Source organism: Novosphingobium pokkalii, from assembly GCF_014652855.1.
Lineage (GTDB): Bacteria > Pseudomonadota > Alphaproteobacteria > Sphingomonadales > Sphingomonadaceae > Novosphingobium > Novosphingobium pokkalii.
On record NZ_BMZP01000022.1, the window covers coordinates 30,956 to 55,614 of the forward strand.

General features: G+C 66.8%; 24 protein-coding genes. 8 read left to right on the forward strand and 16 right to left on the reverse strand.

The features are described from left to right. Positions 1-4: 4 nt before the first annotated feature. Positions 5-229, reverse strand: a complete 225-nt coding sequence (locus tag IE191_RS18165) for a DUF1272 domain-containing protein (RefSeq protein ID WP_191325799.1) — start codon at positions 227-229, stop codon at positions 5-7. 183 nt (positions 230-412) lie between these two features. Beyond that, on the reverse strand, positions 413-1,753 hold the full coding sequence (glmM, locus tag IE191_RS18170) for a phosphoglucosamine mutase (protein WP_191325800.1): 1,341 nt from the start codon (positions 1,751-1,753) through the stop codon (positions 413-415). Positions 1,754-1,833: 80 nt separating this feature from the next. Between glmM and IE191_RS18175 the strand changes: the two genes are divergently transcribed. Both IE191_RS18175 and IE191_RS18180 read left to right on the forward strand, forming a co-directional pair. Next, a complete protein-coding gene (locus IE191_RS18175) occupies positions 1,834-3,123 on the forward strand; it encodes a dicarboxylate/amino acid:cation symporter (RefSeq protein WP_191325801.1) in 1,290 nt (429 codons plus the stop codon). A gap of 137 nt (positions 3,124-3,260) precedes the next feature. After that, on the forward strand, positions 3,261-3,875 hold the full coding sequence (locus IE191_RS18180; RefSeq protein WP_191325802.1) for a superoxide dismutase: 615 nt from the start codon (positions 3,261-3,263) through the stop codon (positions 3,873-3,875). A gap of 68 nt (positions 3,876-3,943) precedes the next feature. Here the strand turns inward: IE191_RS18180 and IE191_RS18185 are convergent, their stop codons facing one another. The 3 genes from IE191_RS18185 to IE191_RS18195 form a co-directional block, all read right to left on the reverse strand. Continuing rightward, on the reverse strand, positions 3,944-5,101 hold the full coding sequence (locus IE191_RS18185; protein ID WP_229815608.1) for an AI-2E family transporter: 1,158 nt from the start codon (positions 5,099-5,101) through the stop codon (positions 3,944-3,946). Positions 5,102-5,366: 265 nt separating this feature from the next. Further along, the gene (locus IE191_RS18190; protein ID WP_191325804.1) at positions 5,367-5,993 is read right to left on the reverse strand and encodes a sigma-70 family RNA polymerase sigma factor; all 627 of its coding nucleotides are present in this window, start codon (positions 5,991-5,993) and stop codon (positions 5,367-5,369) included. Further along, positions 5,986-6,144 (reverse strand): NepR family anti-sigma factor, encoded by a 159-nt coding sequence (locus IE191_RS18195; RefSeq protein WP_229815609.1) that lies wholly within the window; start codon positions 6,142-6,144, stop codon positions 5,986-5,988. Before IE191_RS18195 ends, IE191_RS18190 begins: the two co-directional genes overlap by 8 nt. A gap of 55 nt (positions 6,145-6,199) precedes the next feature. On the opposite strand from IE191_RS18195, the gene IE191_RS18200 reads away from it, so the two are divergent. Together IE191_RS18200 and IE191_RS18205 are read left to right on the forward strand one after the other, a co-directional pair. Continuing rightward, a complete protein-coding gene (locus IE191_RS18200) occupies positions 6,200-6,646 on the forward strand; it encodes a hypothetical protein (RefSeq protein WP_191325806.1) in 447 nt (148 codons plus the stop codon). Then, the gene (locus IE191_RS18205; RefSeq protein WP_229815622.1) at positions 6,628-8,262 is read left to right on the forward strand and encodes a CHASE domain-containing protein; all 1,635 of its coding nucleotides are present in this window, start codon (positions 6,628-6,630) and stop codon (positions 8,260-8,262) included. The genes IE191_RS18200 and IE191_RS18205 overlap by 19 nt, the downstream gene beginning before the upstream one ends. Positions 8,263-8,401: 139 nt before the next feature. On the opposite strand, the gene IE191_RS18210 is transcribed toward IE191_RS18205, so the two are convergent. Beyond that, complete coding sequence (locus IE191_RS18210) at positions 8,402-9,202, reverse strand: response regulator (protein WP_191325807.1); 801 nt, start codon at positions 9,200-9,202, stop codon at positions 8,402-8,404. Positions 9,203-9,323: 121 nt separating this feature from the next. Next, complete coding sequence (locus IE191_RS18215; protein ID WP_191325808.1) at positions 9,324-9,671, reverse strand: response regulator; 348 nt, start codon at positions 9,669-9,671, stop codon at positions 9,324-9,326. 275 nt (positions 9,672-9,946) lie between these two features. On the opposite strand from IE191_RS18215, the gene IE191_RS18220 reads away from it, so the two are divergent. Next, positions 9,947-10,660 carry a Crp/Fnr family transcriptional regulator gene (locus IE191_RS18220; protein ID WP_191325809.1) on the forward strand — a complete coding sequence of 238 codons (714 nt, stop codon included), beginning with the start codon at positions 9,947-9,949 and terminating at the stop codon, positions 10,658-10,660. A gap of 235 nt (positions 10,661-10,895) precedes the next feature. On the opposite strand, the gene IE191_RS18225 is transcribed toward IE191_RS18220, so the two are convergent. Further along, a complete protein-coding gene (locus IE191_RS18225) occupies positions 10,896-11,414 on the reverse strand; it encodes a response regulator (protein WP_191325810.1) in 519 nt (172 codons plus the stop codon). A gap of 65 nt (positions 11,415-11,479) precedes the next feature. Beyond that, a complete protein-coding gene (locus IE191_RS18230; RefSeq protein ID WP_191325829.1) occupies positions 11,480-12,637 on the reverse strand; it encodes a GNAT family N-acetyltransferase in 1,158 nt (385 codons plus the stop codon). A 156-nt stretch (positions 12,638-12,793) separates the two neighbouring features. On the opposite strand from IE191_RS18230, the gene IE191_RS18235 reads away from it, so the two are divergent. Further along, on the forward strand, positions 12,794-13,924 hold the full coding sequence (locus IE191_RS18235; RefSeq protein WP_373299335.1) for a fatty acid desaturase family protein: 1,131 nt from the start codon (positions 12,794-12,796) through the stop codon (positions 13,922-13,924). Positions 13,925-13,994: 70 nt separating this feature from the next. On the opposite strand, the gene lptG is transcribed toward IE191_RS18235, so the two are convergent. Both lptG and lptF read right to left on the reverse strand, forming a co-directional pair. Then, positions 13,995-15,095 carry an LPS export ABC transporter permease LptG gene (lptG, locus tag IE191_RS18240; RefSeq protein ID WP_191325812.1) on the reverse strand — a complete coding sequence of 367 codons (1,101 nt, stop codon included), beginning with the start codon at positions 15,093-15,095 and terminating at the stop codon, positions 13,995-13,997. Further along, a complete protein-coding gene (lptF, locus tag IE191_RS18245) occupies positions 15,085-16,338 on the reverse strand; it encodes an LPS export ABC transporter permease LptF (RefSeq protein WP_191325813.1) in 1,254 nt (417 codons plus the stop codon). Before lptF ends, lptG begins: the two co-directional genes overlap by 11 nt. Before the next feature lie 457 nt (positions 16,339-16,795). Between lptF and IE191_RS18250 the strand changes: the two genes are divergently transcribed. Continuing rightward, positions 16,796-17,236 (forward strand): hypothetical protein, encoded by a 441-nt coding sequence (locus tag IE191_RS18250; RefSeq protein ID WP_191325814.1) that lies wholly within the window; start codon positions 16,796-16,798, stop codon positions 17,234-17,236. A gap of 319 nt (positions 17,237-17,555) precedes the next feature. Here IE191_RS18250 and clpS read toward each other — a convergent pair whose 3' ends face one another. The 3 genes from clpS to IE191_RS18265 all read right to left on the reverse strand — a co-directional run bounded on the left by clpS (position 17,556) and on the right by IE191_RS18265 (position 21,393). Continuing rightward, on the reverse strand, positions 17,556-17,882 hold the full coding sequence (gene clpS / locus IE191_RS18255) for an ATP-dependent Clp protease adapter ClpS (RefSeq protein WP_028657709.1): 327 nt from the start codon (positions 17,880-17,882) through the stop codon (positions 17,556-17,558). 392 nt (positions 17,883-18,274) lie between these two features. Continuing rightward, positions 18,275-19,093, reverse strand: coding sequence for a phasin family protein (locus tag IE191_RS18260; protein ID WP_229815610.1), 819 nt, complete (start codon positions 19,091-19,093; stop codon positions 18,275-18,277). Between the two features lie 404 nt (positions 19,094-19,497). After that, entirely contained in the window at positions 19,498-21,393 is a 1,896-nt protein-coding gene (locus IE191_RS18265) for a PHA/PHB synthase family protein (RefSeq protein ID WP_229815611.1), read from the reverse strand. A gap of 207 nt (positions 21,394-21,600) precedes the next feature. On the opposite strand from IE191_RS18265, the gene IE191_RS18270 reads away from it, so the two are divergent. Beyond that, the gene (locus tag IE191_RS18270; protein ID WP_191325831.1) at positions 21,601-22,800 is read left to right on the forward strand and encodes an LL-diaminopimelate aminotransferase; all 1,200 of its coding nucleotides are present in this window, start codon (positions 21,601-21,603) and stop codon (positions 22,798-22,800) included. Between the two features lie 39 nt (positions 22,801-22,839). On the opposite strand, the gene IE191_RS18275 is transcribed toward IE191_RS18270, so the two are convergent. Then, on the reverse strand, positions 22,840-24,177 hold the full coding sequence (locus IE191_RS18275; RefSeq protein WP_191325816.1) for an Nramp family divalent metal transporter: 1,338 nt from the start codon (positions 24,175-24,177) through the stop codon (positions 22,840-22,842). A gap of 88 nt (positions 24,178-24,265) precedes the next feature. Further along, positions 24,266-24,659: c-type cytochrome (locus tag IE191_RS18280; protein ID WP_191325817.1), on the reverse strand; the 394-nt coding region annotated here is incomplete at its 5' end.

The window sequence follows — 24,659 nt, forward strand, 5'->3', positions numbered from 1 at the left end:
AGCATCACGGCTTGTAGCGTCGTTCCTTGGCCGGAGGATGCTTGGCGTGGAGCGCCTTGGCCCGCGTGGGGCGGTCCATCAGTTCGCCCTGGCAATTGGGGCAGCGGTCATCGAGGTCTTCGGCGCATTCGGCGCAGAAGGTGCATTCCAGCGAACAGATGAAGGCGCCGGGCGCCTCGGCCGGCAGCTCGGTGCCGCAGTGTTCGCAATCGGGGCGCATTTCCAGCATGGTTTTGGTCCTTGGACAAGGTTGCGGCACCGGCCCGCTCCCCCACCCGGCCTCCCAACGATAGTACCCTATGGGAGGCCGGCCCCCTCAGCGAAAACGTCCCCCGGACGTTTTCGGTGCCTTCGGGACGGGAGCGGGCCGGTGCCGCCCGCCGAGCGCGCCATGCGCGCTCGGCGCAGAAACTCAAGCCGCCGCTTTGCGCACGGCGTCGCAGATCGCGTCGACCACTTCGGCCACTTCCTCGGCATCGTCGGCTTCGGCCATTACGCGGATCACCGGTTCGGTGCCCGAGGGACGGATGACCAGGCGGCCGCGTCCGGCCAGGCGTGCCTCGGCCTGGGCGATGGCGTCCTTGACGCTGTCGGCTTCCAGCGGCTTGCCGCCGGCAAAGCGCACGTTCTTGAGCAACTGGGGCACGGGATCGAACAGGTGCAGCGTCTGGCTGGCCGGCTTGCCGCTGGAAACCAGCGCGGCGAGCACTTGCAGCGCGGCGATCGTGCCGTCGCCGGTGGTGGCGTGGTCGGTCAGGATCATGTGGCCCGATTGCTCGCCGCCCACATTGTATCCGCCTTCGCGCATCTTTTCGAGCACGTGGCGGTCGCCCACCGCCGTGCGCACCAGATCGAGGCCCTTGCTCTTGAGAAAGCGTTCGAGGCCCAGGTTCGACATCACCGTGGCGACCACGCCGCCGCCGGTCAGGCTGCCGCGCGCGGCCATCTGGCTGCCGATCAGCGCCATGATCTGGTCGCCGTCCACGGTCTGGCCCTTTTCATCGACCACGATCAGCCGGTCGGCATCGCCATCGAGCGCAATGCCGATATCGGCGCGCACTTCGCGCACTTTGGCCTTGATCGCGTCGAGATGGGTGGAGCCGACGCCCAGGTTGATGTTCTTGCCGTTCGGCTCAACGCCGATGGCGATCACTTCCGCGCCCAGTTCCCACAGCGCCGAAGGGGCCACGGTATAGGCCGCGCCATTGGCGCAATCGACCACGATGCGCAGGCCATCGAGGCGCAGGTTGTGCGGCAGCGAGGCCTTGACCGCGTGGATATAGCGGCCGCGCGCGTCCTCGATGCGGCGGGCCCGGCCCACTTCGCCGGCAGGTGCCAGGCCAAGCTCTTCCTCCAGCAGCGCTTCGATCGCCAGTTCGTCCTCGTCCGACAGCTTGAAGCCATCGGGGCCGAACAGCTTGATGCCGTTGTCCTCGAACGGGTTGTGGCTGGCCGAGATCATCACGCCCACGTCGGCGCGCATCTCGCGCGTCAGCATGGCGACGGCGGGGGTGGGCAGCGGGCCGAGCAGGACCACGTCCATGCCCACGCTGGTGAACCCGGCGGTCATCGCGTTTTCCAGCATGTAGCCGGACAGGCGCGTGTCCTTGCCGATCACCACGCGGTGGCGGTGATCGCCGCGCTGGAAATAGGTGCCGGCCGCCTGGCCCACTTTCATGGCGGTTGCCGCGGTCATCACCCCGGCATTGGTCCGGCCCCGGATGCCATCGGTGCCGAAGAATTTGCGTCCCATCGCGAAGATCTTGTCCCTTGTGCACGGCGCCACCAAGGCCCCATTGTGCATGGTCCCTACACCATTATTCTCACCATGGCATGAACCAAGCGATTACCGATCCTTCATCCGGCCCCGAAGGCGGGCTGCCCCCGATCACCCGCGTTCCGGCGCTGTGGATCTTCCTCGGCCTGGTCGGCGGGCTGGCGCTGGGGCTGGGCCTGGCCTTTGCCGCGCCGGCCGTCCTGTCGCCGATCCTGGCCGTGGCCGGGCCGCTGGGCGACCTGTGGCTGCGCGCGCTGCGCGCCACGATCCTGCCGCTGGTGGTGGCGCTGCTGTTCACCGGGGTGGTGCAGACCGTGGCCGCCGCGCGGGCCGGGGCCATGGCGCGGCGCGCGCTGGCCTGGTTCATGGTGGTGCTGGTGGGCGGCTCGGCCATGGCCGGGCTGTTTACCCCGGCGCTGCTGGCGCTGGTGCCGATCCCGCAGGGCGCGGGCGCCGCGCTGCGCGCCAATGTCGGCGCGGCGGCGGCGGGCACGGCCACGACGATGCCCGGCTTCGCCGATTTCGTGACCTCGATGGTGCCGGTCAATGTCGTCACCTCGGCGGCGGCCGATGCCATCCTGCCGGTGATCCTGTTCACCGGCGTCTTCGCCATGGCCGCCACGCGGCTGGCCGTGGCGCAGCGGCAAAGCCTGACCACCTTCTTTGAAGCGATCGCCGGCGCCATGCTGGTGGTGATCGGCTGGGTGCTGTGGTGCGGGCCGGTGGGCGTCTTTGCGCTGAGCCTGGTGGTCGCGGCCAAGAGCGGCACGGCCGCGATCGGCGCGCTGGCGCATTACGTGATGATCGTGGCGCTGACCGGCACGGTGGTGTTCCTGGCGGCCTATCCGCTGGCCGTGCTGGCCGGGAAGCAGCCGCTGGCGCGCTTTGCCCGCGCCATGCTGCCCAGCCAGGCGCTGGCCCTGTCGACGCAGTCCTCGCTCGCCTCGTTGCCGGCCATGCTCAATGCCTGCCGCAGCCTGGGCCTGCGCGATTCGACCAGCGAACTGGTGCTGCCGCTGGCCGTGGCGCTGTTCCGCGCCACGGGGCCGGCGATGAACTTTGCCGTGGCGATCTATGTGGCGCACTGGTTCGGCGTGCCGGTCGATGCTTGGCACATGCTGGCCGGCTTTGCCGTGGCCAGCGTGATGAGCTTTGGCGCGGTCAGCCTGCCCGGCACGATCAGCTTCGTCACCTCGATTGGCCCGATCGCCCTGGCCATGGGCGTGCCGGTGGAGCCGCTGGCGCTGTTGGTGGCGGTGGAGATGCTGCCCGACCTGATGCGCACGCTGGGCAACGTGACGATGGACGTGGCCGTGACGGCGGCGGTTGCCGCGCGCGACGATTGATCAGTTCAGCCTTCGTGCACGATCAGAAAAATTCACTGGAATTCGGCGGCAAATGCCATAGGCCCGCCAGTGGCAACCGATGCCCGCCTGGGGCGTTGGTTGGCATTGCCGATTTTCCCTGACGAAACGGAGCGACCATGGCGATTTCCCTTCTTCCGCTGCCCTATGCCGACAGCGCGCTGGACCCCACGATTTCGGCGGTGACCCTGCAAACCCACCACGGCAAGCATCACAAGGCCTATGTCGACAAGACCAACGCCGCCATCGACGGCACCGACCTGGCCGACAAGAGCCTGGAAGACATCGTCGCGGCCGCGCAGGCCAAGGGCGACAAGGGCCTGTTCAACAATTCGGCCCAGACCTGGAACCACGGTTTCTACTGGCACAGCCTGACCCCGGAAAGCACCGCGCCGACCGGTGACCTTGCCGCCGCGATCGAAGCCTCGTTCGGCTCGCTCGACGCGCTCAAGGCCGAACTGGCCGCGCAAGGCGCCGCCCACTTCGCCTCGGGCTGGGTGTGGCTGGTGGCCAAGGACGGCAAGCTCTCGGTCGAACAGACCCATGACGCGGCGACCTATTCCGACCTGTCGGGCACGCCGCTGCTGGTGATCGACCTGTGGGAACACGCCTATTACGTCGATTACAAGAACCTGCGCCCCGACTACCTCAAGGGCGTGATCGAAAAGCACCTGAACTGGGGCTTTGCCGCCGAGAACCTCGGCCGCGGCTCGCTCTGGGCCTATCCGGCCTGAGCCATCCGCGCCCAGGCGCAGATCGAAACGGAAAAGGGCAGGCCCGGCGGCCTGCCCTTTTTTGTGGTTCAGGCTGTGTGCGGCCGCACGGGCAGGCCGGCATCATCGGACATCAGGGCCGGATCGTCGGGATCGCGCAGATCGTCCTGCGCGATCAGGCCGGGCTGGAACAACGGCTCGCCAAACAGGAAGCCGACCAGGTTGGGGCGGCCCAGATGATCGACCAGCGCCGTCAGCGTCAGCAGGATCGGCACCGACAGCAGCGCGCCCAATGCGCCCCAGATCCACGAGAAATAGCTGATCGAGACTAGGATCGAGACCGGATTGAGCGTCAGCCGCGCGCCCAGGATGGAGGGCGTGACGAAATTGGCTTCCACCGCGTGTAGCCCCAGGAACGCCAGCGCGGGCAAGAGGCCCAGCGCCACGGTGCTGGCCGTGCCCACGCCCACCAGCGTGAGCAGCGCGGTCATGGCCAGCGGCCCGACATAGGGCAGGAAGTTGAGCACGAAGGCCAGGCCGCCCCACATGATCGGCGCGGCAAAGCCAAAGGCCCAGGCGCCACCGGCCACGATCGCGCCAACCCCCAGGTTGATCTGCGCCACGGTAAGAATATACGAGGCCACGCGATCCTGCACCGCGCGGATCACCCGGGCGATGCGCACCGACGCGCCAAAGCTGTGCCGGTCGAACAGCAGCCGCCGCTTGGTGCGGATGCGCGATTCGATCATGAAGAAGGTCAGCAGGAAGGTCAGCAGCACTTCGATCAGCACGCTGGGCGTGGCAAAGGCCACCTGCTCGATCACCGAAGGGGTGGCCACAACCACCTCGCGCATGGTTGCCGTGCCGGTCATCCGCGCGATCTGGCGGTTGATGTCGTTCATCCAGGCCAGGTTGCTGCGCAGTTCGGCAAAGCGCAGGGTGACGCGGCGGGCCATCGCCGGCACCTGGTCGACCATGTCATAGGCCGGTTGCAGGATCAGCGACAGCGCGACCACCACCACCGCGATCAGCAGTAGCAGCGCGAGAAACGAGGCGAGCATGTTGGGCAGGCCCAGCCGCACCAGGCGATCGGCCGCCGGGGCCAGCACGATCGTCAGCACGATGGCCGTGACCGGCGGCAGGAACACCACCGACCCGATCGAGAGCACGAAGGGCAGGGCACAGAACAGGCCCAGGCCCAGCAAGAGCAGGATGGCCGATTGCAGCCGCGCCTGTTGCGTCTGCACGCAGGGGTCCGGAGCTACAACGGGCTCCGGCGCGGCGGAATTCTGCGGAAGGGACGGGGTATCGAGATCGGTTTGCGACACGGGCACGGCCTGAAGCGGCGTTGATTCGCCTTGCCTGCTCTTGGGCTTGCGGCGGGGGGCAATCAAGGGCCAGACAGCGATGCGCCTGCGCTTTGCCGTTCAGGTGGTGCAACCGCGCATGATGTGCGCGGCATCCGGCCGGCGTCGGAAACGCACGACAATGTGCATTTCCGACGCCCGCTGATCAGGTGCCGGACTGCACCGTGGTGTCGAGTTCGTGCATGATCGCATCATGCGCCACGGCATCTTCGGTGCTGCGGCGGGGCAACTGGCCGGTGTCGATCATCTGGGCGAGCGCAGCGCGGGCGCGCCCGACGCGGCTCTTGATCGTGCCCACGGCGCATTGGCAGATCTGCGCGGCTTCTTCGTAGGAAAAGCCGCCAGCGCCCACCAGCAGCAGCGCCTCGCGCCGCTCGGGCGGCAGAGTCAGCAGCGCGCGGTGCATGTCCGACAGGTGCAGCGGGCTCTCCTGCCCGGCCGGAGCCACCAGTACGCGCTCGGCCACCGTCTCGTCGTATTCCGCGCGGAAGCGGTTGCGGCGCATGTCGGTGAGATAGGCGTTACGCAGGATCACGAAAGTCCAGGCGCGCATCGACGTGCCCGGCTCGAACCGTTCCTGCGCGGCCCATGCCTTGAGCAGGGTTTCCTGCACGAGATCGTCGGCCAGATCGGGACGGCCGCACAGACCGCGAGCAAACGCGCGAAGATGCGGGATGACGCCGGTCAGTTCGCGTTTGAACGCCACGGCGTTGCGGTTGGAGGCAGCGGTATCGCCCTTGGTGTCTGCCGCTGGGCGCGGGGCATCAGCCATGCTCATCGCCGTCCAGCTTGTCGAGCAATTGCGCGAAGCTGTCGGGCAAAGGCTCCTCCACGACGGAATCGTAAAGGCGGCGCAAACCGTCTGCCCATTCGGGCGATTTGGCCCGCGCGCTGCTGCGGCGTCGGGCACCCAGGGTTTTCATAGGTTTATCTTTCGACATTCGCTCTCGGCTTCGCCTCCCCCCATGGGTCTTGCAGATGAAACAGGCCGCTTGGCCGCAAGGCCAGCTACCAGACACTGCATACAACATGGGGCCGCCAGAATCACAGGTGCCCGTATGGCTTGGGTTAATTCGCAAGTGGAACGAAACCGTCGCCAATCGGTTCCCGTCAAAATTGCCTCAAAACTACCGGCGCCGCACGATCGCGCGTCCGCACGGTTTGCCGTGCTGCAACACCAACGTGCCTGTCGGTGGCGGAGCAAACCACATAAATCTGGCCCTCTGCCGGGCACAGGTGCTTGCGCCGCGCGTTTCATCGGGCATGATCGTGTCGCACAGCCATCATGGCGTGCTGCACGTGTTTGGTTTGGCAAGAAAAAGGGATCGCTCGCGCACGTGGAGAAACTGTTCTCCCAGAAAAATCTGGCCCCAAGATGGTATGAGCGTTTCCCGCGGGCCTTGCCGGTGGGTATTTTCACGCTGACCATGGCGGTGACGGCGCTGAGCGTGTTTGCCATCGAGCGGGCAGACCGCCAGCGCGAGATCGCGCAACTCGACAAGGTGGCCCAGGAAGTCTCTTCCGGGCTTGAGCGCCGCGCCAACGGCAACGCGGCCTATCTGCGCTCGGCCGCAGCGCTGTTTGCCACGCGACGCTCGGTCGAGGCTTCGCTGTTCCGGTCGTTTGTTGGCCAGTTGCAGATGGAAAGCAGCACCAGCGGCGTCAACGGCATCGGCTGGGGCATGCGCGTGGCCAGCGACGACGTGCCGATGGTGGAGCGCGTGATGCGCAACGGCAGCGGCCACGCGGACGAGGCAAGCCACCCGCCCGCGCCGCCCTTCGCCGTGCAACCCCGCGATTTTGCCCGCCGTGGCTATGCCGTGCCGGTGATGTATCTGGTCCCCGAAAACGCGCGCAACCGCCTGTCGATCGGGTACGACATGGCGAGCGACCCGGTGCGCCGCGCGGCCATGGATCGCGCCGAGTTGATGGAACGGCCGATCGTTTCGGGCAAGCTGCAACTGGTGCGGGCTGGTCATGTGAGCCAGCAGGTCGGCTTCGTGATGTACATGCCGGTGTTCGGCTCCAGCCGTGATGATGGCAGCCGCACGCTGCGTGGTTTCGTCTTCACGCCCTTTGCCGCCGAGGATTTCCTGCGGGCCTCGATGCCGGCCGATCCCGATGCGCCGCTTGGCTTGCGGCTCTATGATGGCGCGGAAAACCCCGGGCAGTTGCTGGCGCAGGAACGGCCCGAGGTGCGCTCCGGCCGTGTCGTGCGCCGCTGGGTGGATGTTGCCGGGCGGCGCTGGCTGCTGGTGGTGGAAGCGCCGGCGACGATGATGCTCGGCATGCTCTCGGTGATGACGCTGCTGTTCGGCCTGCTCGTCGCCACATTGCTGCTGGTGCTGGCCCGGCTGGTCAGCCAGCAGGTGGGCGAAGACCGCATGGCGCTCGCCTGGTTCGAACAGCAATCCTCGATTCGCGACTCGCTGACGCGCGAGCTGAACCATCGCGTGAAGAACACGCTGGCCAACGTGCTGTCGATCATCGCGCTCACCCGCCGGCGCGCCCGCGATCTCGACAGTTTCGTGGAAAGCCTGGAAGGCCGCATCCGCGCGCTTTCCGCGACGCATGACCTGCTCACGCAGTCGGACTGGGGCGCCACGCCGATCGACCTGGTGATTCGCGCCGAGCTGGCACCCTATGCGCAGGGCACCGATCGCCATGTCGACATGGCCGGGCCTGACGTGCAGCTTGCCCCCAACGATGCCCTGTCGCTGGGCCTGGCGATTCACGAGCTGGCCACCAACGCCGCCAAGTATGGCGCGCTGAGCGTGCCCGGCGGCCGGGTCGACGTGCGCTGGGAACTGGCGAGCGAGACCACCGCGCGAATTTCCTGGCGTGAGCAGGGCGGGCCGCCGATCGATCCCACCGTGCGGCGCAAGCGCGGCTTTGGTACCGACCTGATCGAGAAGATCGTGGCGCACGAACTGCGCAACCCGGTGGACCTGCGCTTCGAAGCCGACGGCGTGCGCTGCACCCTGATCATTCCGGTGCGCCAGCGCGGCTCCTTCGCCATCCGCGAGGGCCGTCCGGTCTGAATTGGCGGCGTCTGGCTTCTCAGGCCAAGGCGGCGTTGCCAGGCTGTCGCCCGACACGAAAAAGCCGGGCGCCCTTGGCGGGGCCCGGCCTTTCACGAGGGAACTGGATTGAACTGGCCCCATGCGAGGCCAGGCGAAATCAGGATAGCGGGCGGCTGGAGCCGAAGAACAGCGCCTGGCTGATCGCGGCGCGCACGGTTGCTTCCTGGAACGGCTTGGTGATGAGATAGGTCGGTTCCGGGCGGTCGCCGGTCAGCAGCCGTTCGGGATAGGCGGTGATGAAGATCACCGGCACATCGACCAGCTTGAGGATATCGTCCACCGCGTCGAGGCCGGAAGAGCCATCGGCAAGCTGGATGTCGGCCAGAACCAAGCCAGGCGTTTCGCGCGTGGCGATCTCGCGCGCCTGGGTGCGCGTGGCGGCCATGCCGCACACGTCATGACCCAGCGAGCGCACCAGGTCTTCGAGCTGCATCGAGATCAGCGGTTCGTCTTCGATGATCAGCACGCTGGTGGTCGATTCGCGATCGATTTCCTCGATCGCTTCCTGCACCAAAGCTTCGACATCGGCCGGCGAACGGTCGAGAATCTCGGCCACTTCGGCCACGGAGAAATCTTCCAGCGTCACCAGCAGCAGCGCTTGGCGATTGGCCGGCGTGATGTGGGCAAGGCGTTCCTGCGCAGCGGTTTCGTGCAGGCCAAGATCACCGGCGCCGGAATGGTCCACCGTGTCCACGAACGCGCTCGACCACACCTTATTGAAGGCCCGGTATAGCGCCACGCGGCCTTCGCCGATGGCACTGCGCAGTTCGGCATCGGCAAGAGCCGCTTCCAGCGTGGCGCGCACAAAGGCATCGCCGGTCTGCTGGCTGCCGGTCAAGGCCCGGGCATAGCGGCGCAGATAGGGAAGATTGGTAGCTACTTTGGCGCCCAGCGACATTTAAACCCCTTCCTGGATACGCAATGCATCCCTGAATGCCTTAGGCCTCATTCGGTTCCCGAACCAGTCGTGGCTTTTTGCAAGGGTGTGGTTTTGTTACGCGCTTTGTGCCCCCGGCCGATCAGCGGCGCAGGCCATCCACCCAATCGGCCAGTTGCCAGGCGCCGGTCGGCTTGGGAAAGCGCGGAACGGCGCCGAGCGAAGCTGGGATCACCCCCGAATCCGCGCCGGAAATCAACGCCACCGTGCAGCCTTCCTGCACCAGGCGCAGCGCCAGCGGCGCGGAATCGCCATCGGGCAGGCGCAAGTCGAGCAGGGCGATGGCCGGCTTCTGCCGGGCGATCAGGCTCTCCGCCTCGGCCAGATCCACGGCCGAGGCCACGTCATAGCCGCGGCTGGCCAGTTCTTCCTCGATTTCCATGCCGACCAGCACGTTGTCTTCCAGCACCAGAATGTAATCGGCAGTCATTGTCACGTGCTCCATCGGCGCTGTCGGGGAAGGGGGGATGGGCCGCGACAGCGGCGGGGCGCTCTATCCGGGAACCGGGAACCCGTTTGTGTCATTTGACATAGCCGAGCGGCCAAGCCTGGCCGATGATCGCCAGCGGGGACCGCTATGGGCCGGCACTGGCCGGCAGGCGCAGGAGAATAGGCAGCGTGCACAGAGGTGGTGGCGGGGCAAGTGGAAGCGGCCAGAACGCGGCGGAGATGCGTTCGTTCAATCAGCCATGCCGGACTTGTCCCTTGCGGGACCGGCCCGGCCTGGTGGCGCCCGATGCCGGACAGCGCGAGTGGATCGAACGGCATCGCGCCGGCGAACGCGCCGTGCCGCGCGGCGAGGAAGTGCTGCGCCAGGGCGCGCCGGGCAGCCGCCTGTTCACCGTGCTTGAGGGCGTGCTGATGCGCTCACGCCTGCTCGAGGATGGCCGCCGCCAGGTGGTCAACATCATGTTCCCCGGCGATCTGGTTGGGCTGCAAGCTGCCTTCGACGGCGAAATGGGCCATGGCGTGACCGCGTTGACCGACACCCGGCTATGCCTGTTCCCGCGCGATCGCTTCATGGAACTGGTGACCGATCAGCCGCGCTTTGCCTATGACGTGATCTGGCTGTCGGCGCGGGAAGAGGATGCGCTCGAGCAGCATCTGGTGGCCCTGGGCCAGCGCCCGGCTCGCGAGCGCGTTGCCTATCTGGCGCTATGGCTGGTGGAGCGGGGGCTCCAGACTGGGCTGGTCGCGCCCGACAGCGCCGTGGCCACGTTGCACGTGCCGATCACGCAAGGGCAGATCGCCGACATGCTGGGTCTCTCGCTGGTCCATACCAACCGCACGCTCCAGGCGCTGCGCAAGGCGGGGCAAGTCGATTGGAACGGCACGCGGATTGCGATTCCCCAGCTCGAAACGGTGCGCGCGATGGTCGGCTTCGATCCCCGGGGACTGCCGAAAAGGCCCTATATCTAAGGGCTTGCCGGTACCGTTGGGGCGGTTCCGACAAAAATGTAAAGCAACGCAAATTTTTTGCCGGCAGCGGGAACGGATTTCGAAGAGGCCCGTTTAGGCCTTGTCACCGCCGAGACCCCCCCTCCCGTCCAAGCGGCTGGTGATACGATCCCGAAGGCCTCCGCCAATCCCCGGCGGAGGCCTTTTTCGTATGGGCCGACCCGTGCGCGGGTTGTGGGCTTGCGGGGGGCTGCGTTCAGAGCGAGAGGGCGCTGCGCAGGCGACCGAGCAGGCCGCCGGGGCGGCCGTGGCGCTGCACCAGGCGTGCCAGGGCATCGGGCGGAAAAGGCTTGGCCAGCACGTGGCCCAGTTCCGCGATGTGCGCTGGAATGCGTTCGGGTGTGGCGGTGGAAAACACGATCAGCGGTGGGCTGGGGCTGATCGCCATGGCCAGTTCAGCCAGGGCCCAGCCGTCGTCGCGATCGGCCAGATGCACGTCCAGCACCAGGATCGCCGGGCGCAGCCGCTGCATCTCGATCAGGGCTTGGGCCGTGGTGTGGCAGGTGGCGATTTCGTCGGCGCCGGCTTCGGCCAGGCTGTCGGCCATGGCCAGGGCAACGATGGCCTCGTCCTCGACCACCAGGGCATTGCCCAGTCCGCCGCCGGAGAGGCCGGATGGCGCGCCGGGTTGACCGAACAAGTGCATCGCCTGCGTTTCCCTTCCCCTGGCCTGATGCGACAGGCCAGCGCCCAGATGGGGCATGGCCTTGCTCATGCAAGGCTGCCCCATCGGACACAACGCCTCATGCGCCCGCGTGTTCCGCAGGCGCGTGGGGCGGATCAGAGCGCGCGTTCGTAGATCGTGTAGCGCTTGTTGACGTGGCTATCGATCGCATCGGCGATGGCGATCATCCCCTGGTTGTCGTCCAGGATCCAGCCGATTTCCCCGCGCGAGGCACCGTAGTGCTGCACCGAATTGCGGCGGATGTATTCGATCATCATGAACGCCAGTTGGCTGGCCAGGCGCGAGGACTGCAACTTCTTGCGCACGCCCATCAGCGGCACGCGCATGGTGCGGCAGCGCGGCTTGTTCAGCCAGCGCAGCAGCTTGATCCAGTTGAACGGAAACAGCTTTCCGCCCATCGGCTGCATCACCTCGTTGAGGTCGGGCAGCGTCATCATGAAGGCCACCGGCTCGCCTTCGTACTCGGCGACCATGATCAGGTCTTCGCGCACGATCGGCTTGAACTTCTTGCCGGCATAGGCGATCTCGGTCTGCGTGAAGGGCACGAAGCCCCAGTTGTCGGACCAGGCATCGTTGAGAATGTCGAGGATGATCGCCGCTTCGCTGTCGAACTTGCTCTTGTCCACATTGCGGATGCGGATCTTGGCGTTCTTCTCGCCCGACTGGACGATGCGCTGGATCAGCGGCGGGAATTCCTTGGTGATGTCCAGCTCATAGGTCAGCAACTGCTTGGCCGGCTGATAGGGCAGCGCCTCGATATAGTGCTGATAACGTTCGTTCTGGTGGCCCATCATCACCGTGGGCGGATGGTCGAAGCCCAGGGTGAGCTGGCCTGGCTCTTCCCAGATCGACATCGACAGCGGCGCCAGCACGCGGGTCATGCCCTTGGCGCGCAGCCATTCCTCGGCCCGCGCGATCAGGGCGTGGGCAATCGCCTCGTCCTCGGCTTCCAGCAGGCCCCAGTTGCCGGTTCCCGGCCCCATGCCCTGCACCGGGTCCATCGCCACGGCCAGGTGATCGATATGGGCGGAAATGCGGCCCACCACGCGGCCGTCGCGGCGCGCCAGGAACAGTTGCACGTCGGCATGCTCGAAGAACGGGTTCTTGCCCGGGGTGATCAGTTCGACCGCTTCCATGCGCAGCGGCGGCACCCAGTTGGGATCGTCGGCGTTGAGACGATAGGCCAGATCGACAAAGGCGGACCGTTCGGCCTTGTTTGCCACGGGGGTGATGACTACTTCGCCTGCCACGATATCGCCTTTGTTCTGAGTTACACGCGCGCTGTCCCGGATGCCTGCGGTGCTATCCGGTGACTTGTCAAGCCGGACGAGCCCAGGCGGACCGGCGATCACCCGTCAGGCATGCATTTTGCCTGATCCAACATGGGTTTCTTGGGAACCGTTTTTGCCATGCTTGCCACCGACTATTTCGAACAGAGCGACGTTCCGGCCCCCTCGGCCGGCGCCCCGGCCCCATCGCAACGCGCCGCCGGCCTTGCCGGCACGCCCGAAGACAAGGCGATGCTGCGCGCCGCAGCCGACCTGACGCGCGACATTGCCCGCGCCCGGCCCGAGATCTACTGGCCCGACATGCTCGTGTCGGCGGGGCTGGGCTATGGCGCGCTCGCGCTGGCGATCGCCACGGCGCTGCGCGGCGGCCACTGGGGCGTTATCGTGGCGCTGGGCGTGTTTGCCGCCCTGGCGCTCTATCGTGCGCTGCTGTTCATTCACGAACTCACCCACATGCACCGCGATGCCCTGCCAGGCTTCCGCTTCGTGTGGAACCTGGTGGTGGGCATCCCCGTGCTGATGCCCTCGTTCATGTATGAAGGCGTGCATTCGCTGCACCATTCGCGCATCCGCTATGGCACCAGCGAAGACCCGGAATACCTGCCGCTGGCGCTGATGAAGCCGTGGTCGCTGCCGGTCTTCACGCTGACCGCGCTGCTGCTGCCGATCGGCCTGCTGGTGCGCTCAGCCGTGCTGGTGCCGCTGGGCGTGATCGTGCCGCCACTGCGCACGCTGGTGTGGGAACGTGCCTCTTCGCTGTCGATCAATCCCGGCTTCCGCCGCCGCAAGCCGGAAGGCGCGATGGCGCGCATGGTGTTCTGGCAGGAACTGGGCGCCACGCTCTGGGCCTGGGCGGTGCTGGCCTGGTCAGCCACCCACGGCTGGCTGCCGCTGGGCATCGCCATCGCCGTGATCTCGCTCGCCGCGCTGCTCAACCAGGTGCGCACGCTGGTGGCGCACTTGTGGGAAAACGAGGGCGAGCAGATGACCGTGACCGGCCAGTATCTCGACTCGGTCAATGTGCCGCCGCCGGGGGTGTGGGGCGCGCTGTGGGCGCCGGTGGGCCTGCGCTATCATGCGCTGCACCACCTGCTGCCCTCGATGCCCTATCATTCCCTTGGCGAATGCCACCGCCGCCTGCGCGCCCACCTCGGGCTGCAATCGACCTATGAACGCGCCAACTATGCCGGCCTGTTCCCGCTGCTCACGCGGCTGGTGCGCTCCACCATGGGCTCGCGCGGCAAGGGCTGATTTCGCCCCGCAGAAATCTTCACGATGACGAAAAAAGCCCCGCGACCCAGATCGGTCGCGGGGCTTTTCCTTATTCCTCTGTGCGGATCAGCACGGTCTCGCCAACCAGCAGGAACAGCACGAACGGCGCCCAGGCCGCTACCAGCGGCGGGTATCCGCCAAAGCTGCCCATCGCCAGCGCGGCATTGTCGACCACGAAATAGGCAAAGCCCAGCGCCATGCCGATCACCGCGCGCATGAACAACTGGCCCGAGCGCGCCAGGCCGAATGCCGCCACGGCGCCGAGCAGCGGCATGAGCAGCGCCGAAAGCGGCCCGGAAATCTTGTGCCACCAGCGGCTTTCCAGCTCGCTGGTGCTGTGCCCGGCGGCGCGGATCGCGGCGATCGAGCGCGACAGGTGCGGCAGCGATTCCGCGTCGGCATCGGCCTTGCGGATCAGGATCTGCGTGGGCGTGACGCCGGTGGCCAGAACCATGTCCTGGCTGGCCTGGGTGCGGCGGGCGCTCTGCACGTCAAACGTGGTGGGGCGGGCAAAGCGCCAGCCGGGATTGGCATAGCTGGCGCTGGGCGCGCGGATGATTTCGGTGACCATGCCGGTGGGATCGCGGCGGTGCCAGGTCACGTCGGTCATCTGCATCGCCGTGCCTTCCCCGGTCACGGTGCGGGCATAGAGGATGTTCGGCCCGTCTTGCAGCCAGACGTTGCTGCGCACCTGGGTATCGGTGGGCAGCGGGCCATAGTGCGCGGCCTGCCAGGCCTTGAGCGTGGCGGTGGAGCGGGTGACGATGCGTTCGTTGAAGGCGAAGTTGCCGACGGCGATGACCCCGGCCACCAGGAACAGCGGCGCCAGCACCTGGTGCGCGGAAAGCCCGGCGGCCTTCATCGCGATCACCTCGCTGTTCTGGTTCAGCGTGATCAGGGTGATGATCGTGGCCAGCAGCACCGAATAGGGCAGGAAGCGCGCCACCAATTGCGGCGCGCGCAGCCCCACATAGGTCAGCAACTGGGCCTGGCCATTGCCGGCGTGGGCCAGGATCTCTCCGCTTTCGCTGAGCAGGTCGAGCATTTGCAGGACCATGACCAGCATCAGCAGAACGGCCACCACGCGCACGGCGAACATCTTGGCGATGTAGAGCGTCATCGTGCGTGACGGGAAGAAATCAAGCTGCAAGGCTGTCGTCCTGGGCTGCCGGGTCGTTGGTATGGCCGGTTGCGGGGCTACGGCGGCGGCGCGCGAACAGCTTGCGCACGCGGCCCGCCGCCTTGGCAAAGACGGTTTCGAGCGCGCCGATCGGCTGGCCACCGGGCACATAGGCCAGGCGCCAGTACATCCACACGATCAGCGCGGCAAACAGCGCGAATGGCCCCCATAGCGCCAAGGCGGGATCGATCCGGCCCAGGCTGGCGACGTCCTGCCCGTATTCGTTGACCTTGTGATAGGCCACGACCATCACGATCGACAGGAACACGCCGAGCGCCGAAGTCGATCGCTTGGGCGGCACGGCCAGGGCCACGGCCAGCAGGGGCAGCAGGAACATCATCACCACTTCCACCAGGCGGTAGTTGAGGCTGGCCTTGCTCTTGTTGCGCATGTCCTGCGAATAGGCCTTGTTCCAGCCGATCTTGAGCAGTTCGGGCAGGATATATTCGCGATCCTTGTCCCCGCGCTGGCGGAACTGGGAAATCTTGGGCAGGTCGATCGGCAGGTCGTGCGAGGCGAAGGTGAGCACGCGCGGCGAGGCGAGGTCTGGCCCGTCCTGCACGATCTGGCCATCGGTGAGGCGCAGGATGATCGTGTCGCGATTTTCGCGGTTGGCAAAGAACTGCCCTTCGCGCGCCGAGATCGTCATCGTCTCGCCCTTGGGCGTGACCAGGCGGGCAAAGATGCCCTGGAGATCGCGGCCCTCGTCGCGGCTGGAATCGACGCGCAGGGCGGTGCGATCTTGCAGCGCGTTGAATTCACCGACCTTGATCGAGGCGCCCAGCGCACCGGAGCCCAGCTCGTATTGCAGCTCTTCGTAGTAATAGCGGCTCAGCGGCTGGATATAGCCCACGATCAGCAGGTTGACGGCCGCCAGGCCCAGCGTGAACAAGTAGGGCACGCGCAGCAGGCGGGTGTAGGACAGCCCCACCGCGCGCATCACGTCGAGTTCCGAGCTGGTCGCCAGCTTGCGGAACGCGAAGAGGATGCCGAGCATCAGCCCGAGCGGAATGGCGAGGCTCGCATATTCCGGGAACAGGTTGAGCAGCATCTTGAAGACGACCGTCACCGGCCCGCCTTCGGTGGCGACGAAGTCGAACAGCCGCAGCATCTTGTCCAGCACGAGAAGCGAGGCGGCCAGGACGAACACGGCCAGCATGGGCACGATCACCAGCCGGGCGATGTACCTGTCGATGGCGCTGAGGAATTTCACGTCGGGCGTTTCACCGTGAGGGCGTCAGGAGGCTGGCCACGTCGCCGGGGAGCGCCGCGCCGATGTTGATGTCGGTTAGCCCGCTTCGCGGCGTTGCGAAAGGCGAAAAAACCGTGGGGGTGGTGCGGGGTGCACCGGCGGTTGCGAAGCGAGGGTTAATAACTAAAGTTATTGCCTGTCCCCGTGTTTGGTAATAGTGCTGCCCCAAGACGCTTCCCGGGCACGGGATGCAGGCCGATGCCAGCAGCGTTTCCGGTCAGGAGGAACGTTCCGGGGCGCGGTGGGTTCCGCGATTGGCCGTGGCATGCGGGATGCCCCCGATGTCGTGGCCAGGTCTTGGGCTGTAAGGATGAAGACGCTTCCGCGCCGGACCGGGCGATCAGGCAGGCGTGATGGAGGGGCACCATCATGCCATGCGGCTGCTGCCGGGTTGGCGCCACGGACAAGGATACGGGCAGTGAACTTCGTGACGTCTGGATCGAGTTGGTGGCAAGGCCGGCTGGCGCGGTGCACGGCGCGGCCGGAAGAACTGACAGCGCTGGCCGATCGTTGCGAACTGCTCTCTCCCGACGAGCAGCGCCTGGGGTTCGAGCGCGCCCTGCGCACGCTGGGCGACGTGACGCTGGCGCCCGAGGGCATGCCGGCGGACGGCGACAGCCTGTGGGTGAGCCTGCTGGCCGACTCGGGAGCCTATGAAAGTGCGGTTCTGGCCCTGCTGCCGCCCACTGCTGTGTTCAGCGGCGGGCGCCTGGTGGACGGCCGTTTCGTGGCGCAGGTGGTGCTGCCGAGCGGTGCCGGCGCCCATTCGCGCGAAGCCCGTTCGCTGGCCATGGCCTGGCTCGCGGCGCTGTTGCGCGCGCTGGCGCGGGAAATGATCGAGGAACGGCCGCTGCACTGAGCCTTGCCGGCCTGAACCGTCTCGGTCTGCCGCTAGAGCGGCGAACCCTAAATCGGACGCACCGTGACGGAGCCGATTTTGGCCCAGCGCGAGGAGAGAGGAGGGAGCAATGCTGTGCCATTGTGACCGACGATCGACGCTGCGATGGGCCAAAATCGGCCCGCCCCGAAGGGGTTGGCCTGAGAAGCGCTGTGGCAGCGTTGTGTCGCTTGCACGGGGCCAACCGGCCCGCGCTGCGCGCCACGCCTCGCCACAGCGCTTCTCAGGCCAATCACGGTGCGTCCGATTTAGGGTTCGCCGCTCTAGCCGCGCTGAAACGTCAGGCCTTTTCCAGCGTGCATTGCAGCGGATGCTGGTTCTGCCGAGCGAAATCCATCACCTGGTTCACTTTGGTTTCGGCTATCTCGTAAGGGAAAATGCCGCAGACGCCCACGCCGCGCTGGTGAACGTGGAGCATCACCCGCGTCGCCTGTTCCAGGTCCATGTGGAAGAAGCGCTTGAGGACCATCACCACGAATTCCATCGGGGTATAATCATCGTTGAGCATCAGCACCTTGAACATGCTCGGCTTCTTCGGCCGGGCGCGGGTGCGGGTGGCGAGGCCGATCATGTCACCGTCATCGGTGTCGCGGTTGTCGCCCGCCATGGTGGGCGCGGTGACGGCTGGGGACAAGACGGCCGCATCGGCGCGAATCGCGCGCGGCAGAAGGGCGGCAGGCGCCGGAAGGGAGACGGAACTGTGCATCGGAGCCCTGAATATCGCATCGCGGCCGCCCCGCGACAAGGGGGCGTTCGGGCAGCCCTGCCCGAAATCGTTTAGGAAACGGCAAATCGCGCCCTGCTTGCGATACGCAGCGCGGGCAGGCCCGCCACAAACCGGGCGTTTGCGGGGGTGATCGCGTGGTTGACAGCGGCGCAAATGCAAGAAGGCAGCCGCGCGCTGCAAGAGCGCCGGCTGCCTTCTGGCCGCTGGGACATGTCCAGGAGTGTCGCACCGATCCGGCCGCAGGGCCGGACCGGGCGCGAATCAGGTGCCGATCAGGCGGCGACCTTCATCTTTTCGACGGCGAGGCTGACGCGGTTGGAGATCGGCTGGAACGCTTCGTTGGCCAGCTTGAGCACGGCTTCGCTGTGCTTGCTGCTGGCGGCCACGGCAGCGTCGAACTGCTTGCGCATCAGGGCGGTGTGCTTTTCGAAGAACTCGGTCGGCGACTTGGCGCTGGCGAGTTCCTTGATTTCGGCGGTCAGGGTTTCCATCGCGCTCTTGCCTTCGGCGGCATAGCCCTTGGTCAGTTCCTGGAGGCCGGCGGCGAGGATCTTGCTCGATTCCACGACGGCTTCGACATTGCCCTTGGCGAATTCGCCGGCATCGCCGAACGCGGCCTGGCTCTTTTCAAAGGCGGTCTTGGCCTTTTCGGAAGCGTCCTTGAACGCGGACTGGAACTTTTCGGAAAATTCGTTGGCGGTGGTCATGATAGGGTGTTCCTTCCTGGAAGCCGCAGTGGCGGCGGCATGGGTCACGCGGGTCTTGAGCGGGGCCGGCACCTTCGCGTGGGGGATGCCGGTTCCGGGTCTTGTCGCAACCACTGGCTTTGCCTTGGCCAAGGGCTGGGCCTTGGGCAGGGGCTGGGCCTTGGGCGGCACGGGAACCACCTCGGGCTTGACCGGCACCGCCTTGGCGGGGCCTTTCCTGACCGGTAGCGGCTTTGCCGCGATGGCCTTCTTCGGCGCGGAAGCCGGCGTCTTGGCTGCATCCTCGGCCTTGGGCGCGGCCACGGTGGCGGGCACCGGGGCTTTGGCGGCAAGGGCCGGGGGGGCAGCAGGCGCGGGCGTCGCGTCGTCCAAGGCCGTGGTCACGAGCTTGCGTGCGCGGCGGGCGGCTGTTTTGGCTGGTGCCTGCTCCGTCGCGTGTGCCGCATCGCCGGCCGGCGCTACCGTGGGGGCAGGGTTCGCTGCAACGACTGGTGCCGCGCTCTCCACCACCGGGGCGGGGCGAGGGGTCAGATCGGGAAGCGTCCCATTATCCTTGGTGTCATCGACCATGGCATTACGGCTCCTGCTTTGCGGCAGGGCAGGAACCCGTCTCTATCCGGCGACGCACGATGGCGGCGACTCAGGGTGAGAAGAATCCTATCTCTGCTGCAATGCAAAAAATAGGAATGCATGGGCCGAAGTCAAGGTTTTTGTGCAGTGCACAATATCCATCTTGGAGATAATTACTCTAAGGTACTGGTCTGTATCGGCGTGTTGCGCCAGCGCGCTCATCGCATCCGCACATAACGGCCCGGTGCGTCCTCTATTGCATTGCGGCCGGGCACGCGGGCGCCCTTGGCGGGAACCGTCTCGCCATCGAGATCGCCCAGCCAGGCGCGCCAGTCGGGCCACCAGCTTCCCCTGGTTTCCTGCGCCCCCGCCACGAAGGCTTCGAGGCTGGCCACGTCTGCCGGGTTGGTCCAGTACTGGTACTTGCCCGCAGCCGGCGGGTTGACCACGCCGGCGATATGGCCCGATCCGGCGAGCACGAATTTCCACGGCCCGGCCAGATGCCGGGTCAGCTTCCACACGCTGCCGGCTGGCGCGATGTGATCCTCTCGCCCGGCCTGGATGTAGCAGGGGGTGGTGATGCGGTGCAGGTCGATCGGCGTGCCATCGGCGCTGAGCGCATCGGGCACCACCAACTGGTTGTCGCGATAGAGATCGCTGAGATAGGCGCGGTGCCACTTGGCCGGCAGGTTGGTGGTGTCGCCGTTCCAGTAGAGCAGGTCGAAGGCCGGGTATTCCTCGCCCAGCAGGTAGTTGTTGATCACGTAGTTCCAGATCAGGTCCGGCCCGCGCAGCAGGTTGAACGTGGCGGCCAGATAGCGCCCGTCGAGGAAGCCATCGGTTTCCAGGCTTTCCAGCCAGCGCAACTGGGCATCATCGACGAAGTGGCACAGCTCGCCCGCCTCGCTGAAATCGACCTGGGCGGTGAAGAAGGTGGCCGAGGTGACCTTGTCCGCCTCGCCGCGCCGGGCGAGCACGGCCAGCGTGGCGGCCAGCGTGGTGCCGGCGACGCAATAGCCGATGGTGTGCACGGCCGGCACCGCCAGGCGCTGGCGCACCACCTCGATCGCCTCGATCTGGGCGCGCACGTAATCGTCCATGGTCACTTCGGCCAGGCTGGCGTCGGCCGATTTCCACGAGACCATGAACACGCTCAGCCCCTGGTCCAGTGCCCAGGACACGAAGCTTTTCTTCGGGTTGAGATCGAGGATGTAGAAGCGGTTGATCCACGGCGGGAAGACCAGCAGCGGCACGGCCGCAACCGTGGGCGTGGTCGGCGTGTAGTGGATCAACTGGTAGAGCGCGGTCTCGTGCACCACCTTGCCCGGCGTGGTGGCGATGTTGCGCCCCACTTCAAAGGCCTGGCCATCGGTGTGGCTCAACTGCCCGCGCTTGAGATCGGCGAGCAGGTGTTCCACGCCCTTGACCAGGTTTTCCCCGCGCGTGGCCAGCGTGCGCTCGATCACCAGGGGGTTGGTCATCGGGAAATTGGCGGGCGAGAGCGCCTCGGTGATCAGCCGGGTCATGAAGCGCACCTGGCCATGGCGTTCCGGCTCCAGCCCGGAAATCTCCTGCGCCATGTCTTCCAACCGCTCGGCCAGCAGCAGATAGGTCTGGTGCAGCAGGGCGAACCACGGCTGCTCGCGCCAGCGCGGATCGGCAAAGCGGCGATCGCGCCGGGGCAGGGCATCGGGGGCAACATCGGCCGGGCCCTTGGCCGCAACGGCACCGGGCGCGGCATAGAGTTCGATCACCCGGTTCCACAATTGCAGGCTTTCATCCCACAGCCGCGTCTGGGTTTCGGCCTGGGCGATCGGCATGGCGGCGCACCATTCGTCCAGCATGGGCTTCCAGCGGCCGCCATCGACCAGGCGCAGCCATGCCGGCTCGGCCACGGCGGTCTGCTCGGCCAGGAAATCCAGCCACATCTTCTGCAACTTGGCGCCGGACATCGCCCAGTGCTGGAAATCGCCTGGATCGGGGGCCTTGGCATGGGCCGTGGGCAGGAACGGTGCGGCCAGGGCCTGCATCGCCTCGGTCTGGAGGCGGAACAGGTCTTCGAACACCGCGCTGTCGGCGGCCATCGGCGGCTTGGCATTACCCGTTTCGTGCATCGACGGCATTCCCCCTGCGCCCGGCCCGCCGGGCAACCACCCGCCCCTTTTGCGCGGGCCGGCCACCAGGGGCAAGTCGCTTCGCGTCCGAATGGGCGCCACCGACGCCGGAAGGCGGCGGTGTTTCGCACATGATTGGCGAAGCGGATCGATTGGCGTAAGGGGGCGGTCCCGGCAATCCAGCCGGCAAGCATTCGAGTCATGCCCGTGGAAGAAGAGTTCTACCGCATCAAGCGCCTGCCGCCCTACGTCATCGCCGAAGTGAACGCGATGCGGGCCGCAGCCCGCGCCAGCGGACGGGACATCATCGACTTGGGCATGGGCAACCCCGATCTGCCGCCGCCCGCGCACGTGATCGAGAAGCTGTGCGAAGTGGCGCAGAAGCCTTCGGCCCACGGCTATTCCGCGTCCAAGGGCATTCCCGGCATCCGCAAGGCGCAGGCCAACTATTACGCCACGCGCTTCAACGTGGAGCTGGACCCGGAAACCGAAGTCGTGATGACGATGGGGTCCAAGGAAGGGCTGGCGAGCCTGGCCACCGCGATCACCGCGCCCGGCGACGTGGTGCTGGCGCCCAACCCGTCCTATCCCATCCACACCTTCGGCTTCATCATCGCCGGGGCAACGATCCGCTCGGTGCCGACCACGCCCGACGAACGCTATTGGGAATCGCTCGACCGCGCGATGGCCTTCACCGTGCCGCGCCCGTCGATCCTGATCGTCAACTATCCGTCCAATCCCACGGCCGAGACGGTGGACCTGGCGTTCTATGAACGGCTGGTCGCCTGGGCCAAGGAGAACAAGGTCTGGATCCTGTCGGACCTCGCCTATTCCGAACTCTATTTCGACGGCAATCCCACCCGCTCCATCCTGGAAGTGCCAGGCGCCAAGGACGTGGCGGTGGAATTCACTTCGATGTCCAAGACCTTTTCGATGGCCGGCTGGCGCGTGGGCTTTGCCGTGGGCAACAAGAAGCTGATCGCCGCGCTGACCCGCGTGAAATCCTATCTGGACTATGGCGCGTTCACGCCGATCCAGGCGGCGGCCTGCGCCGCGCTCAACGGCCCGCAGGACATCGTCGAGCAGAATCGCAAGCTCTATCAGAAGCGCCGCGACGTGATGGTCGAGGCGTTCGGCCGTGCCGGGTGGGAGATTCCCAGCCCGAAGGCCTCGATGTTTGCCTGGGCGCCGCTGCCGCCCGCGCTCAAGAGCATGGGCAGCCTGGAATTTTCCAAGCAGTTGCTCACGCATGCCGAAGTCGCCGTGGCGCCGGGCGTGGGCTATGGCGAGGATGGCGAAGGCTTTGTGCGGATCGCCATGGTCGAAAACGAGCAGCGCCTGCGCCAGGCCGCGCGCAACATCAAGCGCTACCTCACCAGCATGGGCGTCAACGCCTCGGCCGCGTGACGCCGCGCCGGCACGGGTGAAGGGGGCCTTGCGCCCCCTTCACAGCCCGGAAACGAGCGCGAGATTGGCCGCCAGGATCAGCGCGAACAGCAGCCAGCCCAATGCCAGCATCGGCTTTGGCGCGGCAAAGCGGCCCATGACCTGACGATTGCCGGCAAAGCGCAGCAGCGGCCAGATCGCGAAGGGCAGTTGCAGCGACAGCACGACCTGGGTGGCGACGAGCATCTGCCCGACAGCTCCCTGGCCCAGCCACAGCACGCCGGCCAGCGCCGGCACGATCGCCAGCGCGCGGGTGATCACGCGGCGCTGCCAGCAGGGAATCTTGAGGTCGAGAAACCCTTCGAGCACGACCTGCCCGGCAACCGTGCCGGTGAAGGTGGCGCTTTGTCCGGCGGCGAGCAGCGCGACGCCGAACAGCAGGGGCGCCAGGCCCGCCCCGGTGATCGGCGCAAGCAGGCGCCAGGCATCCTCGATCGAGCCGACATCGCGGTGGCCGTGGCCGTGGAACGCCTCTGCCGCGAGCACGAGGATGGCGACGTTGACCATGGTGGCGAGCAGCAGCGAGACCACCGTATCGGCCCCGGCAAGGCGCAGCGCGCGCCGCGTGGCCGGTTCGGAGCGATCGGACAGGCGCGTCTGCACCACGCTGGAATGCAGGTAGAGGTTGTGCGGCATGACCGTGGCGCCAAGGATGCCGATCGCGAGCACCAGCGCGCCGGGTTGGGCCAGGCGCGCCAGATCGGGCATGGCGCCTACGGCGAGGGCCGCGCCGTCCACCCCGACGATGGCAAGCTGCGCGCCGAAGCACAGCGTGATCGTGGCGATCAGGCCCAGCACGATCGCTTCCAACTGGCGGAAGCCATGACCCTTGAGGCCAAGCACGATCAGCGTGTCGAGCCCGGTGAGCAGCACGCCCAGCCACAGCGGCACGTGCAGCAGCAGATGCAGCGCCAGCGCCGCGCCGAGCACTTCGGCAATGTCGGTGGCGATGATCGCCAGTTCGGCGAGCAGCCACAGCACCCGGCAGACCGGCCTGGAATAGAGGGTACGGGCAAGCTGGGCGAGATCCTGCCCGCTGGCCAGGCCCACGCGCATGGCCAGCGCCTGGAGCACGATGGCGGCAAGGCCGCAGGCCAGCACCACGAACAGCAGGCCGTGGCCGAACTGCGATCCGGCGGCAATGTCGGTGGCCCAGTTGCCCGGGTCCATGTAGCCCACCGCGACCAGCAGGCCCGGCCCGGCGGCCTGCCACAGCACGCGCCACCACGGCCCACGCGGCGCGACCGCCACCGTGCCGCGCACTTCGGACGGACAGAACGGTGCGGTGGCGGTGGTCGGCAGCGCGAGGCGGCCGGCAAGGGAGGACAACGAGAGCATCGTCCGCAGCCTTACCCGCTCGTGGCCAAGAAGAAACCCCGCCTGGCGGGCAGGCGGGGTTGCAGATTTTCCAGGCTGGAGCGGCGGCTTACTTGGCCGGCGCGGGGGCCGGAGCAGCGCCCAGGCTGAGCTTGCCGCCCTTGCTGTTGAGATAGGCGATCACGTCGGCGCGGTCCTGCGCGCTGGTGAGGCCGGCAAAGGTCATCTTGGTGCCCTGCGCGAACTTGGCCGGGCCGCTCAGCCACTGGTCCAGCGTGGCCTGGTCCCACACGCCCTTGTGCGCCTTGAGCGCGTCGGAGAAGGCATAGCCGCCGCGCCCTTCGGCAATGGCATCGCCGGCCACGCCATAGAGGTTGGGGCCGATGCCGTTGGCGCCGCCCTGCTCGATGGTGTGGCAGGCCATGCACTTGGCAAAGACCTTTTCGCCCTTGGCCGGATCGCCGACCATGGCCACCGGCGTTGCCGCGCCGCCCGCCCCCGAA

What these genes read in the sequence shown, in the direction of transcription:
- IE191_RS18200 (WP_191325806.1), top strand. Translation starts at nt 6,200, where the DNA reads ATGAAACAGGCCGCTTGGCCGCAAGGCCAGCTACCAGACACTGCATAC.
- IE191_RS18215 (WP_191325808.1), bottom strand. Translation starts at nt 9,671, where the DNA reads ATGACTGCCGATTACATTCTGGTGCTGGAAGACAACGTGCTGGTCGGC.
- IE191_RS18235 (WP_373299335.1), top strand. Translation starts at nt 12,794, where the DNA reads ATGCTTGCCACCGACTATTTCGAACAGAGCGACGTTCCGGCCCCCTCG.
- IE191_RS18195 (WP_229815609.1), bottom strand. Translation starts at nt 6,144, where the DNA reads ATGAAAACCCTGGGTGCCCGACGCCGCAGCAGCGCGCGGGCCAAATCG.
- clpS (WP_028657709.1), bottom strand. Translation starts at nt 17,882, where the DNA reads ATGGCGGGCGACAACCGCGACACCGATGACGGTGACATGATCGGCCTC.
- IE191_RS18165 (WP_191325799.1), bottom strand. Translation starts at nt 229, where the DNA reads ATGCTGGAAATGCGCCCCGATTGCGAACACTGCGGCACCGAGCTGCCG.
- IE191_RS18225 (WP_191325810.1), bottom strand. Translation starts at nt 11,414, where the DNA reads ATGAGCAAGGCCATGCCCCATCTGGGCGCTGGCCTGTCGCATCAGGCC.
- IE191_RS18175 (WP_191325801.1), top strand. Translation starts at nt 1,834, where the DNA reads ATGAACCAAGCGATTACCGATCCTTCATCCGGCCCCGAAGGCGGGCTG.
- glmM (WP_191325800.1), bottom strand. Translation starts at nt 1,753, where the DNA reads ATGGGACGCAAATTCTTCGGCACCGATGGCATCCGGGGCCGGACCAAT.
- IE191_RS18265 (WP_229815611.1), bottom strand. Translation starts at nt 21,393, where the DNA reads ATGCACGAAACGGGTAATGCCAAGCCGCCGATGGCCGCCGACAGCGCG.
- IE191_RS18190 (WP_191325804.1), bottom strand. Translation starts at nt 5,993, where the DNA reads ATGGCTGATGCCCCGCGCCCAGCGGCAGACACCAAGGGCGATACCGCT.
- IE191_RS18180 (WP_191325802.1), top strand. Translation starts at nt 3,261, where the DNA reads ATGGCGATTTCCCTTCTTCCGCTGCCCTATGCCGACAGCGCGCTGGAC.
- IE191_RS18275 (WP_191325816.1), bottom strand. Translation starts at nt 24,177, where the DNA reads ATGCTCTCGTTGTCCTCCCTTGCCGGCCGCCTCGCGCTGCCGACCACC.
- IE191_RS18210 (WP_191325807.1), bottom strand. Translation starts at nt 9,202, where the DNA reads ATGTCGCTGGGCGCCAAAGTAGCTACCAATCTTCCCTATCTGCGCCGC.